Consider the following 13,011-nt stretch of genomic DNA (forward strand, 5'->3'; position numbering starts at 1 on the left):
ATCCGACAGATTCTGCGGCACCACGGTCACCGGGATCGGAAAGGCCGCACCCTTGCCGGCCACGGCGCCGACCAGCGGGCCCGGCCCTTCCTTGCCGGCGCCGGCCGCCAGCACGAGAATGGCTATGTCCTGGTCTTCCTCGATCAGCTTGTGGATCTCTTCGGTCGGCTTGCCTTCGCGCACGACCATCTCCGGTTCGATGCCCAGCTTCTGGCGCACCTTGTTGGCGTAGCCGTCCAGCGCCGCGCGCGCCGTGGCGTTCGCCTCCTCGCGCATGATCTTCTCGACGCCCAGCCAGTGCTGGAAGTCGTCCGGCACGATGACATAGAGCAGCACCAGCGTGCCGCTGGTGCTCTGCGCCCGCTTCGAAGCGTAGGCGACGGCGCGTTCGCATTCCGGCGTGTCATCGATGATCGTCAGGAATTTCCTGCGATGACCGGCTTCGCGGCTGAGGCGTTTGGAGACCATGTCTACTACTCGGTATCTTTTCGGCCGCAATCTGCCACCGCGGCAGGCCGGCGGCAAGCCGCCGGCCATAGGCCAGTATGTCTTGGGCCGGTACGAGGCGGCGCATTGACGATCGGGCTCAGCCCTGCAGCAGCCCGATAATGTCGCGCACCGTCTTCATAGTCGTCTCGGCGAGCACGCCGGCGCGTTCGCCGCCATCCCGGAGCACCGCGTCGACATAGGCGCGGTCGCCCTGGATGCGGCGCATCTCGCTGGCGATCGGCGCCAGTTTCTCCACCGCGAGATCGGCCAGCGCCGGCTTGAACACGGAGAATTGCTGGCCGCCGAATTGCTTCAGCACATCGGCCTTCGACATCTCGGCGAGGCCCGCATAGATGCCGACCAGGTTCTCCGCCTCGGGCCGGCTTTCCAGTCCGTCGACCTCGCTCGGCAAGGCCTCCGGGTCGGTCTTTGCCTTGCGGATCTTCTTCGAGATGGTGTCGGCATCGTCGGTCAGGTTGATGCGCGACAGATCCGACGGGTCCGACTTCGACATTTTCTTCGACCCGTCGCGCAGGCTCATGATGCGCGCCGCCGGGCCGCCGATGACCGGTTCGGTGATCGGGAAGAAGCCGTTCACCGTCTCCTCGCCAACCTGCATCTCGACGCCGACACCAAGACCGGCGATGCGGTTGGAGAAATCGTTGTTGAATTTCTGGGCGATGTCGCGGGTCAATTCCAGGTGCTGCTTCTGGTCCTCGCCCACCGGCACATGGGTGGCGCGATAAAGCAGGATGTCGGCCGCCATCAGCGAGGGATAGGCGAGCAGGCCCAGCGAGGCGTTCTCGCGGTCCTTGCCGGCCTTGTCCTTGAACTGCGTCATCTTGTTCATCCAGCCGATGCGCGCGACGCAATTGAAGATCCAGGCGAGCTCTGCATGCTGCATCACCCGCGACTGGTTGAAGACGATGTGCTTCTTCGGGTCGATGCCGGAGGCGAGGAACGCCGCGGTGATTGACCGCGTCTGGTCGGCAAGGTCGTCATGGACGAGTTGCGCGGTCAGCGAATGCAGGTCGACGACGCAGTAGATGCAGTCCGACGTATCCTGCAGGGCGACGAATTTCTTGATGGCGCCGAGATAGTTGCCGAGATGCAGATTGCCGGTCGGCTGGACGCCGGAGAAGACGAGTGGCTTGAAGGCGGACATGGATTTCCTCGTGGCTTGTGGAGGGCCGTTTCGCACGCGGCGAAAGTCTTTCGACGGCGCGCTTATGAACGAAGGGGCGGACGGGATCAAGAGGCGGAAGTTGGGCCGCTGGGCGGATGACTTCGTCCTGACAGGTTCGCGCCGCCCCTCATTGTCCTGCCGGACATTTCTCCCCGTATAGTGACGGGGAGAAAAAGCGCCGTAGCCCGCTCAGCCTCTTTCTCCCCGTTCTACGGGGAGAAATGCCCGGCAGGGCAATGATGGGCGGCGCAGACACTATAAATCCTGGGACGGGTCCTTGACCGCCGCCTTGCCTGAGCCACGTTTCACATTCCTGCGGATCATGCCGAAATCGGCGCCGCCCGTGGCGAACGCCGTGACGAAATAGAGCGTCGCCCCGCCGGCCACCAGGGCCAGCACGGTCGTTGCCTTGATCACAAGCGGCGAGCCCGGTCCGAGCCTGACGGCGAAATAATGCTCGGCGAAATAGAGGGCGACCCCCATTACCACCGCTGACAGCACGAGGCGCGGAATGCGTTTCAAGAGCGGAACGTCGCGACCCCAATGGCCGCGCCGGATCAGCACGGCAAGCAGCATCAGCGCGTTGACCCAGCCGGCGACGGCCGACGCCACGGCGATGCCGGGCGCGCCCATCCTCGGGAACAGCGTCAGCGCGGTGGCGACGTTCACCGCCACGGAGATTGCGGCGAAGATCATCGGCGTGCGCGTGTCCTCGCGGGCGAAATAGCCTGGGGTGAAGGCCTTGATCAGGACGAAGGCCGGCAGGCCGAGACCGAAGATCGCAAGGATCGCCGCCACGACAGGGGTCGAATGGTTGGCGGCGAAGGCGCCGCGCTCGTAGACCAGCCGCACGATCGGCTCCGACATCACCAACAGCGCCGCCGCCGCAGGCAGGGTCATGAAAAGGGTGAATTCGACGGAGCGGTTCTGCAGATTGGCAGCCTCGATCAGGTTGCCCGACTTCAGCGCCCGCGACAGCTCGGGCAGCAGCACGATCGCCACCGCGACGCCGACGACACCGAGCGGCAGCTGGTAGACGCGGTCGGCATAGGCCAGCGAGGAGACGGCACTGTCCTGCGCCGAGGCGATGGCCGTGCCGATCAGCTGGTTGATCTGGGTGATGCCGCCGGTGATCGCCGCCGGCAGCGCCAGGATCAGGAGCCGTTTCACGTTCGGCGTCATCTTCGGCCGGCGGAAGCCGATCGAGATGCCGGCATTGCGCACCGCCACCCAGACGATGGCGAGTTGCACCATGCCCGCCGCCAGTACGCCCCAGGACAGGGCGAAGCCGACAGCATGTGCATCAAGCCCATGGTACCACGCGTAGCCAAGCACGCTGATCAGGATGATGTTGAGGAAAGCCGGCGCGATCGCCGCCGCGAAATAGCGGCGCAGCGAGTTCAGCATGCCCGCCATCATGGCGGCGAGCGACATGCAGATGAGATAGGGGAACATGATCGTCGCAAGCGTGACGGTCGTCTCGAACTTGCCCGGCGTGTCGGCGAAGCCCGGCGCCACCAGGTAGCGCACGATCAGCGGCATCGCCAGTTCCATGGCGATGGTCAGCACCAAGAGCGCCGAGAACAGGACCCCGAACACTTCTTCCGAGAAACGCTTGGCGCCGTCGGTGCCGTGCGTCTCGATTTCCTTGGCGAACAGCGGCACGAAGGCGGCGTTGAAGGCGCCCTCGGCGAACAGCCGGCGAAACGTGTTGGGGAACTGGAAGGCGGCGTTGAAGGCGTCCGCGACCGGTCCGGTGCCCAGAGCGGCTGCCATCAGCATCTCGCGGCCGAAACCGAGCGCACGGCTCATCAACGTGCCGGAAGCGACGGTAGCGAATTTCTTGACGAGACTCATGCGTTCGCAGACTGCCTGTGGGAATGGAAGAAGGAGATGATGGCCGTCACTCGGCGGCTGCCCTGGCCTTGCCGCCGCGTTCGAGTGCCGCGCCTTCGAGCGTCGCTATCAATCTGTTGCGAATGGTGGCGATGCGGGCCGGGCTGTCGATCTTCTGGCCGGTGAGGTCGGTGACATAGAAGGTGTCGATGACCTTCTCGCCGAAAGTGGTGATGTGCGCCGAGGCGATGTCGAGCGACAGGTCGGACAGCGTCCCGGTGATTTCCGACAGCAGGCCGGGCCGGTCGAGCCCCTCGACCTCGATGACCGAAAACCGGTTCGACAACGCGTTGCGGATTTCGGCGCGCGGCGGGATCTTGAACACCTTGGATCCGCGCCTTGGCTTGGTCCGTTTCTCGATCATTTCCGGCAGCCAGCTCTTGCCCGACAGCACGTCCTCGATCAGCTTGCCGACGCGCTCGGCGCGCCGGCGCTCGTCCTCGTCGCGGTCGAACTCCCTCGATATCAGGATCGTGTCCAGCGCGCGGCCGTCCGACGTGGTGAAGATCTGCGCGTCGACGATGTTGCCGCCGGCGCCGGCGCATGCCCCGGCAATGACCGAGAGAAGACGGGGATGGTCCTGCGCCAGCACGGTGATTTCGGTCACCGCCTCGAACTGGTGGGTCTTGACCATGGTGGCGAGCTTGTTGCCCGCCGCGTCCGCCTCGCGGATGAATTCGGCGTGGCGAAGCTGGTCCGGCAGGTCCACGGTCAGCAGGTAGTTTTCATAATGCAGTCCGACATAGCGCTTGCGCGCCTTGTCGGGCCAGTCGGCGAGCGCCTCCGCCAGGCGTTCGCGTGCCGCCGCCGTGCGCTGGGCGCGCGAGACTTCCGAAAAGCCGCCGGTCAGCAGCAGTTCGGTCTCGTAGTAGAGCGTACGCAGCAACTGGCCCTTCCAGCCGTTCCACACGCCCGGTCCGACGCCCCGGATGTCGCAGACGGTTAGGATCAACAGCATCTTCAGCCGCTCGACCGACTGCACGATCGAGGCGAAGTCCTCGATCGTCTTGCGATCGTTGAGGTCGCGGGTCTGCGCCGTCATCGACATGACGAGGTGGTTCTCGACCAGCCAGGCGACGGTTTCCGTATCGGCCGGCGAAAGCCCCATATGCGGGCAGATCCGCCTTGCGATCCTGGCGCCGGCCTCGGAATGGTCTTCAGGCCTGCCCTTGGCGATGTCGTGCAGCAGCACGGCGACATAAAGCGCCTCGCGGCTCTTCTTCAGGCCCGGCATCAGCGAATGCGACAGCGGATGCACCTTCTCGCCATCGCCGCGCTCGATCTCGGCCAGCACGCCGATGCAGCGGATCAGGTGCTCGTCGACCGTGTAGTGGTGGTACATCGAGAACTGCATCATGGCGACGATCTTGCCGAAATCCGGGATCAGCCGGCCCAGCAGCCCCGCCTCGTTCATGCGCCGCAGGTTGAGTTCGGCGTTGCGGTCCGAGGTCAATATGTCGAGAAACAGCCGGTTGGCTTCCTCGTCGCGCCTGAGCGACTTGTTGACCAGGCCGAGCGAACGGGTGAGCAGTTTCAGCGCATCGGGATGGAATTCCAGCCCGTGCTTGTCGGCGAACCAGAACAGCCTGAGAAGATTGACCGGATCGCGCTCGAACACCTGGTCGTCGGCGATGTTGATGCGATGGTTGTCGACGATGAAGTCTGACGTCCCGGCCAGCTTGCGCTTGCGGCGCTGGAAGGTCAGGAAGATGCGGTTGAAGCCGGGAACGTGCTTGGCCTGCTCCTCTTCCAGCGCGGCGCAGAAGATGCGGGTCAGGTCGCCGACATCCTTGGCAACGAGGAAATAGTGCTTCATGAAGCGTTCGACCGCCGACAGGCCGGGATGGGTCGTATAGCCGAGCCGTTCGGCGATCTCGCGCTGGATGTCGAAATGCAGCCGCTCCTCGGCCTTCCCGGTGAGGAAATGCATGTGGCAGCGCACCGCCCACAGGAAATCCTCGGCCTTCTGGAACTCGCGATACTCGGCCTCGGTGAAGACGCCTTTCTCGACCAGTTCCTCGCCGGTGCGCACGCGGTAAAAATACTTGCCGATCCAGAACAGAGTCTGCAGATCGCGCAACCCACCCTTGCCGTCCTTGACGTTGGGCTCGACCAGATAGCGGCTTTCGCCGGCCTTGGCATGGCGCTCGTCGCGTTCGGCGAGCTTGGCCTGCACATATTCCGGGCCGGTCGTGCGCACCACCTCGTGGTCGAAGCGCAGCATCAGCTCATCATAGAGCTTGCGTTCGCCCCACAGGAATCGCGCCTCCAGGATCGAGGTGCGGATGGTGATGTCGGTGCGCGACAGCCTGAGGCACTCATCGATGTTGCGGGTGGCATGGCCAACCTTCAGCCCCATGTCCCACAGCATGTAGAGCATGTACTCGACCGTTTGTTCGCCCCACGGCGTCTGCTTGTAGGGCAGCAGGAACAACAGGTCGATGTCGGATCCCGGCGCCAGCGTGCCGCGGCCATAGCCGCCGACGGCAACGACCGCCATGCGTTCGGCCGAGGACCGGTTCTTCACCCGGTAGACATGCGTCGCGGCAAAATCGTAGAGCGCCCGGATCAGCTCGTCCATCAGGTGCGACAGCCGTTCGGCGCAGGCGTTGCCGCCGCCATCTTGCATCAGCATGGCCTCGGCTGTCTTGCGGCCCTCGGCGAGGCGCCCCTTGAGAAGCTGAAGAACGGCGGCACGGATGGCTTGGCTGGAACCGTCGCCGGCGCTGGCCGCGGTCAGCGCCGTCATCTCGCGGCGCAAAGCGTCGCCGTCGATCAGTTCATCGAGCTTCAGGGAGATTTTCGCCATGGATACCGGTTGGCCTTGCCTTTTGGGCGGCGTCTATAGCGTGTTTTCTCGGCGCTGGGTATGGCCTGCTGTCAATCCGGCAAACGCTCTAGTCGTTTGCCTCCACTGGAGCGAGCGGGACGACAATCCGCCGCCGCAGCTTAAAGAAATCGGTGATCCGCCGCGCTGCCCGCCCGGCTTCCCTGCTGATTCTCACGGTTGTCGGCTTCCTGTGCTTTGTCATAAGTCCACTCGCGGTCCGCGCGGCGTCCCGTTCCGGGGCAAGCAGGCTTGGCAGCCCGTCGCCAATGAACTGGTCCTGCGCGCAGAGCGCTGGAACGAGTTGGTAGACGGTTTTGCCGGCTGAAATGGTGGGGTCGAAGATGAGATCATCGACAGCTATGTTGACCTGCGCCGTTGCTTCCAGGAAGTCGCATGCGGTTTGCCGCGAGAGGAGATAACCCCCGGCCCCGGGATGGCCCTTGCGGAGCCGGACCATGGAAAAACCGTTCCCGGCGGAAGTCCTTCTCCTTTGAATGACGGTTCTGGAAAAGAACGTCTCGAGCTTCACGACGTCCGCGTCTGCTGGCACCCAACTCGTATCGCCAAGCAATGCACCGGCTTTGCCAGAGAAGACCATGTCGTCCTCGAACACAACACCGTACGGGGCGTCGCCCTTGGCAATGATCGTCCAGCAGGCGCGATGGCTGTGCAGGCAGGCGATCTCGCTGCCGGAAAGAGGCCGGATGGCGTGTATCGCGTGCTGCGGCTGCAGCACCAGGTCGGGATGTTGCCTGGCATCGATCCCGGCGACTCGCTCAAACCCGATGCCGATGCGGGCAAATTCGGCGGTCATATGGGCAAGCCGCTCGGGAGAACGATCGAGATTGATGACAAGGCACTTCATATCGCACGCAGGCTTTACGTTCAGCGGATCCCAGAGCCGTCTAGCACGTGAAGGTCTAGGGATTGCTGATCATTTCTGGGGCTAATTTGCGGTGCGACGAAATGAGCGCGGCTAAAACAGGGCGTGAGCCTTCATTCGAAGCGTCAGAGATCAATCCTGGCGAGCTTCAGCAGGAATTTCGACACGGGCACCGAAAGGCCTGCCTCCTGCTTTCGCGGCGTGGGCACGGGCACGCCGGCGGTAGCGGCAAGAGATCTAACGTCCGGCTTCGGGCGGATCGAGCGGGATAACCGCGTGTCGCCGCAACTGGCAGTAGTCGAGGATCCACTCGGCGACCCGCCTGGTCTCCACCGCTACCTTTTTCGACAATGGCCTTCGGCGTTTTTCGGCCTGCCCGCTCGCGGTCCACTCGGCTTGCCGTTCCTGATGGAGCAGGCTTGGCAATCTGTTGCGCAGGAACTGGTCCTGCGCGCAGAGCGCGGGAACAAGCTGGTAGATCGTCTTGCCTGCTGCCGTTGCGAATGCGGGGTCGAAGATGAGGCTGTCCACCGCCACGTTGACCTCCGCGCTTGCCCGCAGAAGGGCGCGGGCCGCTTGCCTGGAAAGCAGGTAGCCTCCGGATCCTATGTGGTTCTTGCGCAGCCTGGACACGGAAAATCCCGGGCCGACGGAGATGCCGGCCCGATGGATGACCGTTCTGTGGAAGAATGTCTCCAGCTTGACGATATCGGCGTCGGCCGGAACCCAGCCCGTATCGGCAAGCAGCACACCGGCTTTCGCGGAAAACACAATGTCGTCCTCGAACACGGCGCCGTAGGGCGCGTCGTCCCGCGCAATGATGGTCCAGCAGGCGCGGTGACTGTGCAGGCAAGCGATCTCGCTGCCGAATAGGCGTCGCTCGGCGTACCGGGCATGCTGGGGCTGCAGCACCAGGTCGGGATGTTGTCTTGCATCGACCGCCGCGACGCGCTCGAACGCGATGCCGATGCGGGCAAACTCGGCGGTGATATGGGCAAGTCGATCCGGGGATCGATCGAGATTGATGACCAGGTACTTCATTTTTGGATAAAATCTATACTTCCAGGAGACTGTCGCCGCCCTCTAGCACAGATGGTGCCCGGTCGCATGATTATTTCGTCAGGAATCCCGAAGGTGCAATGCAATGAGCAGCGACGAAGCGGCTCTTGAGCTTCCGGTTACTAGATCGATGACCCGTTTCTGGACGCAGGACAGGGTTTCTATTTCGTGACATCGGACGCGAAACGGAATTCGATTCGGTTGCTCGACAGCATCTTGGCGAGCTGGGTGGAGCTGCCCTGTGGCGGCATTTACGCCCGGTTTCGGCGGCGCTGTGAGTGGGTCCCGGAGAAGCCTGGTTAATCCCGTGGCCCCGGCGAAGCGAGAGGGATGACGGTCCGTCGCCGCAACTTGCAGAAATCGACGATCCATTCCACGACCCGCCCGATCTCGATCCTGACCTTCTCGGTCATTGGCCGCCGGCGTTTTGTCATCAAGCCGCTGGCGAGCCATTTGCATTCGCGTCCGTGGTCGAGCAGGCTTGGCATCCCCAGCGCCCTGTCGCCGAGGACTTGATCCTGTGCACACAGTGCCGGGACAAGTTGGTAGATCGCGTTGCTCGACCATGTCGCGAACGCCGGGTTGAAGATCAGGTCATCGGCGGTCAGGTTGATCCTTTCGGTCGCTTCGAGAAGATCGCGCGCGGCCTGCCTGGAGATGATGTAGCCCCCGGTTCCCGGATGGAACTTGCAGAGCCTTGACACGGAAAAACCATGACCGGCGGAAATCCTCATCCGCTGGATTATGGTCTTGCTGAAGTACGTCTCCAGCTTGACGATGTCGGCGTCGGCCGGGATCCAGCCGCTGTCGGCAAGCAAACAACTGGCATTCGCGGAAAAGACCACGTCGTCCTCGAAGATGGCGCCATAGCGCGCCTCGTCCCGCGCCAGGATCGACCAGCAGGCACGATGGCTGTGCAGGGCAGGCGATTTCGCTGCTCGATAGTTGCCGGGGTCCATACATTGGATGCTGAGGTTGCTGTTCGAGTTCGGGATGGCTGTGTCCGTCGACCGCCACGACGCGCTCGAACGCGACGCCGATACGGCCGAATTCTGCTCTCATATGGGCAAGTCGGTCCGAGGACCGATCGAGGTTTATGACCAGGCACTTCATTGTCGACCGAAATCTAGCGAGATGAACGTGATGCGGCGAGTAATATTAGCAAGCAAAGTTTTAGCACGAGATGTACCTTTGTGCAGGGGGTGTTCGATCGATTTCACGGCGCCCGAATCGGAAAATCAAAACAGCCCTTGACCTTCCAGTTACTGGAAGCACTACCTCGACCTCGAAGCAGTGACATCAAGGCATTTTCGAAATGACGCATTCAGATCACCATCATCACACGCATGGCTCGCATGGCGGCTGCTGCGCGCCCAAAGGCGCCGCCGCGAATGCGGTTCCGCGCGACCCGGTCTGCGGCATGATCGTGGATCCGGCCGCCGGCAAGCCGACATCAGAGCATGGCGGCCGCCTCTATCATTTCTGCAGCGAGCGCTGCCGTTCGAAGTTCCAGTCCGAGCCGGAAAGCTACCTGACGGCCACCGACCCTGTCTGCGGCATGAGCGTCGACCGCTCGACGGCGAAACATTTCGTCCGCCATGAAGGCCAAGGTTTCTACTTCTGTTCCGCCGGCTGCAAGGCGAAGTTCGAGGCGGCGCCACAAACCTATCTCGGCGACAGGCCGGCACCGGCGCCGATGCCCAAGGGCACGCAATACACCTGCCCCATGCATCCCGAGATCATCCGCGACAAGCCCGGCTCCTGCCCGATCTGCGGCATGGCCCTCGAGCCCATGGGCGTGCCGACAGGCGATGAAGGGCCAAATCCCGAACTGGTCGATTTCACGAGGCGGCTCTGGGTGAGCGCGGTGCTGTCGGTCCCGCTGCTGGTCGTCGCCATGGCGCCGATGGTCGGCCTGTCGCTGGAGGGCCTGGTCGAGGATCGCGCAAAGGTCTGGATCGAACTGGTCCTGGCGAGCCCTGTGGTGCTCTGGGCTGCCTTCCCGTTCTTCCATCGCGGCTGGGACTCGATCCTCAACCGCAGCCCCAACATGTGGACGCTGATCTCGCTCGGCGTCGGCGCCGCCTATGTCTACAGCGTCGTCGCCACGTTTTTTCCAGACATCTTTCCGCACCAGTTCCGCGGCCATGGCGGTACGGTGCCGGTCTATTTCGAGGCAGCCGCCGTCATCGTCGCGCTGGTCTTCCTCGGCCAGGTGCTGGAACTGCGCGCCCGCGAAAAGACCGGATCGGCGATCCGCGCCCTGCTTGATCTCGCGCCGAAGACCGCGCGGCGGATCGCCGAGGACGGCGCCGAGACCGATGTAGCGCTGGACGACGTCAAGGCCGGCGATCGCCTGCGCATCCGTCCCGGCGATGCTGTCCCGGTCGACGGCACGGTGCTGGAGGGCCGCTCCTCCATCGACGAATCGATGATCACGGGCGAACCCTTGCCGGTCGAGAAGGCCGAAGGCGACGCCTTGACCGGCGGCACGCTTAACAAGAACGGCTCGCTGATCATGCGCGCCGAGCGGATCGGCGCCGAGACGACGCTGTCGCGCATCGTCGAACTCGTCGCCAAGGCACAGCGCTCGCGCGCCCCGATCCAGGGCCTGGCCGACCGCGTTTCCTTCTACTTTGTGCCGGCCGTCGTCCTGGTCGCCGTCGCCGCGTTCATCGCCTGGGCGATCTTCGGCCCCGAGCCCAGTCTGATCTTTGCCATCGTCTCGGCGGTTTCGGTGCTGATCATCGCTTGTCCCTGTGCGCTGGGCCTCGCCACGCCGATGTCGATAATGACCGCCACCGGGCGCGGCGCGCATGCCGGCGTGCTGATCAAGGAAGCGGCCGGGCTCGAACGCTTCGCCGCCGTCGACACGTTGATCGTCGACAAGACCGGCACGCTGACCGAGGGCCGGCCGAAACTGACCGACGTCGTCGCGGCCGCGGGCTTTTCCGAGGACGAATTGCTGGTGTACGCCGCGACCCTGGAAAAGGGGTCGGAGCATCCGCTGGCCGAGGCCATCGTCGATGGGGCGGGCCAGCGCGGCGTGAAGATCGCCGAGGCCAGCAGCTTCGAGGCGGTTACCGGCAAGGGCGTTTCCGGCACGGTGTCGGGCAAGAAGGTCGCGCTCGGCAATGCCGCGATGATGGCCGATCTCGCCATCGACGTTTCCGCAATCCTGGGCCGCGTGGAAGCATTGCAGGGCGATGGCAAGACGGCGATGTTCGTCGCTGTCGACGGCAAGCTGGCCGGCATCGTCGCCGTCGCCGATCCGGTCAAGGCGACCACGGCGGAGGCGATCAGGGCGCTGCATGACAGTGGGCTGAGGATCATCATGGCGACCGGCGACAATGAGCGCACGGCCAAGGCGATCGCCGGACGTCTCGGCATCGACGAGGTTCGGGCAGGTCTATTGCCGGAACAGAAGGCAGCGCTCGTCGACGAACTGCGCGGCAGGGGTGCCGGCGTCGCCATGGCCGGCGACGGCGTCAACGATGCGCCGGCGCTTGCCGCCGCCGATGTCGGCATCGCCATGGGAACCGGCGCCGATGTCGCCGTCGAAAGCGCCGGCATCACCTTGGTCAAGGGCGACCTAAACGGCATCGTCCGCGCCCGCACCCTGGCCCGGGCGACCATCGGCAACATCCGGCAGAACCTGTTCTTCGCCTTCCTTTACAATGTGCTTGGCGTGCCGGTCGCGGCCGGCGTGCTCTATCCGCTTACCGGCACGCTTCTGTCGCCGATGCTGGCGGCGGCGGCGATGAGCCTGTCCTCCGTCTCGGTGATCGCGAACGCATTGCGGCTCAGAACGTTGAAACTCTGAGATTAACCCCCAGATACGAAATCCAACCAACAGGAGACCATGAATGACCTTGGCTAAAAAACTCGTGCTGCTGCTGATGGCGGCCGGAATGCTGCTTGCCGTCTTCCTCGAAAGCGTGCCGGCGCAGAGCGAGGAGATGAAGCACGACATGGGCGCCATGGCCATGGGGGCGGAAAGCCCTTCGACGGCGGGCTACAAGGCGGCGATGGACAAGATGCATACCGACATGATGGCCTCGCAATATACCGGCAACGCCGACGTCGATTTTGTCCGCGGCATGATTCCGCATCATCAAGGCGCGATCGACATGGCCAAGGTCGAGCTGGCCAACGGCAAGGATCCGGAAATCCGCAAACTCGCCGAAGGCGTCATCGCCGCGCAGGAAGCCGAAATCAAGCAGATGCAGGACTGGCTCGCCGCCCATCCGGTGAAGTAAGCTTCCCGGCATCGCTAAGTAGGGTCCGGCGAGAACTCCTTGCGGAGTCTCGTCGAGGCCTCGATGCGATCGAGTACCGACGGAGCCATGCCATGGAATCGAGCGTCAGAACCACCACGCTACCCTGCGGCGAGACCATACCCGTTCTCGGCCAGGGCACGTGGAAAATGGGCGAGGATTCGCGGCGCCGCTCCGACGAGGTAAATGCCCTCAAGCTCGGCCTCGACCTCGGCGTCACGCTGATCGACACCGCCGAAATGTATGCCGGCGGCGGTGCGGAAGAAGTGGTGGCCAAAGCCATCGCCGGCCGCCGCGCCGAGGTCTTCCTGGTCTCGAAGGTCTTGCCTTCCAACGCTTCAAGGGCCGGCGTGCAGCGCGCCTGCGAGAACAGCCTGAAGCGCCTCGCCAC

Annotated in this window: 10 protein-coding genes and 1 pseudogene; 3 read left to right on the forward strand and 8 right to left on the reverse strand. The window is 63.8% G+C overall.

From position 1 onward, the window contains the following. The 8 genes and pseudogenes from EOA36_RS12080 to EOA36_RS38925 form a co-directional block, all read right to left on the reverse strand. On the reverse strand, positions 1–468 hold a 468-nt coding region (locus EOA36_RS12080; RefSeq protein WP_145969153.1), incomplete at its 3' end, for a universal stress protein. Between the two features lie 118 nt (positions 469–586). Next, a complete protein-coding gene (gene trpS / locus EOA36_RS12085; protein WP_127277841.1) occupies positions 587–1,654 on the reverse strand; it encodes a tryptophan--tRNA ligase in 1,068 nt (355 codons plus the stop codon). Positions 1,655–1,930: 276 nt separating this feature from the next. Beyond that, entirely contained in the window at positions 1,931–3,532 is a 1,602-nt protein-coding gene (gene murJ, locus EOA36_RS12095; RefSeq protein ID WP_127277842.1) for a murein biosynthesis integral membrane protein MurJ, read from the reverse strand. Between the two features lie 46 nt (positions 3,533–3,578). Next, positions 3,579–6,380 (reverse strand): [protein-PII] uridylyltransferase, encoded by a 2,802-nt coding sequence (locus EOA36_RS12100; protein ID WP_127277843.1) that lies wholly within the window; start codon positions 6,378–6,380, stop codon positions 3,579–3,581. Between the two features lie 88 nt (positions 6,381–6,468). Continuing rightward, positions 6,469–7,266: a glycosyltransferase family 25 protein gene (locus EOA36_RS12105; RefSeq protein ID WP_127277844.1), complete on the reverse strand. Its 798-nt coding sequence runs from the start codon at positions 7,264–7,266 to the stop codon at positions 6,469–6,471. A gap of 255 nt (positions 7,267–7,521) precedes the next feature. After that, positions 7,522–8,325: a glycosyltransferase family 25 protein gene (locus EOA36_RS12110; RefSeq protein ID WP_127277845.1), complete on the reverse strand. Its 804-nt coding sequence runs from the start codon at positions 8,323–8,325 to the stop codon at positions 7,522–7,524. Positions 8,326–8,642: 317 nt separating this feature from the next. Next, positions 8,643–9,302: a glycosyltransferase family 25 protein gene (locus EOA36_RS12115; RefSeq protein ID WP_348629809.1), complete on the reverse strand. Its 660-nt coding sequence runs from the start codon at positions 9,300–9,302 to the stop codon at positions 8,643–8,645. Positions 9,303–9,324: 22 nt separating this feature from the next. Beyond that, a pseudogene (locus tag EOA36_RS38925) lies at positions 9,325–9,456 on the reverse strand (glycosyltransferase family 25 protein); the annotation flags it as partial. A 202-nt stretch (positions 9,457–9,658) separates the two neighbouring features. Here EOA36_RS38925 and EOA36_RS12120 point away from each other — a divergent pair. The 3 genes from EOA36_RS12120 to EOA36_RS12130 all read left to right on the forward strand — a co-directional run. After that, positions 9,659–12,166, forward strand: a complete 2,508-nt coding sequence (locus tag EOA36_RS12120) for a heavy metal translocating P-type ATPase (RefSeq protein ID WP_127277846.1) — start codon at positions 9,659–9,661, stop codon at positions 12,164–12,166. 43 nt (positions 12,167–12,209) lie between these two features. Further along, positions 12,210–12,602, forward strand: a complete 393-nt coding sequence (locus tag EOA36_RS12125; RefSeq protein WP_127277847.1) for a DUF305 domain-containing protein — start codon at positions 12,210–12,212, stop codon at positions 12,600–12,602. 92 nt (positions 12,603–12,694) lie between these two features. Then, positions 12,695–13,011 (forward strand): aldo/keto reductase (locus EOA36_RS12130; RefSeq protein ID WP_145969154.1); only part of this gene is annotated, 317 nt, incomplete at its 3' end.

The sequence above is a fragment of the Mesorhizobium sp. M8A.F.Ca.ET.021.01.1.1 genome (assembly GCF_003998025.1).
GTDB lineage: Bacteria > Pseudomonadota > Alphaproteobacteria > Rhizobiales > Rhizobiaceae > Mesorhizobium.

Coding starts and splice junctions, on each gene's coding strand:
- trpS (WP_127277841.1), bottom strand. CDS start 1,654: ATGTCCGCCTTCAAGCCACTCGTCTTCTCCGGCGTCCAGCCGACCGGC.
- murJ (WP_127277842.1), bottom strand. CDS start 3,532: ATGAGTCTCGTCAAGAAATTCGCTACCGTCGCTTCCGGCACGTTGATG.
- EOA36_RS12100 (WP_127277843.1), bottom strand. CDS start 6,380: ATGGCGAAAATCTCCCTGAAGCTCGATGAACTGATCGACGGCGACGCT.
- EOA36_RS12105 (WP_127277844.1), bottom strand. CDS start 7,266: ATGAAGTGCCTTGTCATCAATCTCGATCGTTCTCCCGAGCGGCTTGCC.
- EOA36_RS12110 (WP_127277845.1), bottom strand. CDS start 8,325: ATGAAGTACCTGGTCATCAATCTCGATCGATCCCCGGATCGACTTGCC.
- EOA36_RS12115 (WP_348629809.1), bottom strand. CDS start 9,302: ATGGACCCCGGCAACTATCGAGCAGCGAAATCGCCTGCCCTGCACAGC.
- EOA36_RS12120 (WP_127277846.1), top strand. CDS start 9,659: ATGACGCATTCAGATCACCATCATCACACGCATGGCTCGCATGGCGGC.
- EOA36_RS12125 (WP_127277847.1), top strand. CDS start 12,210: ATGACCTTGGCTAAAAAACTCGTGCTGCTGCTGATGGCGGCCGGAATG.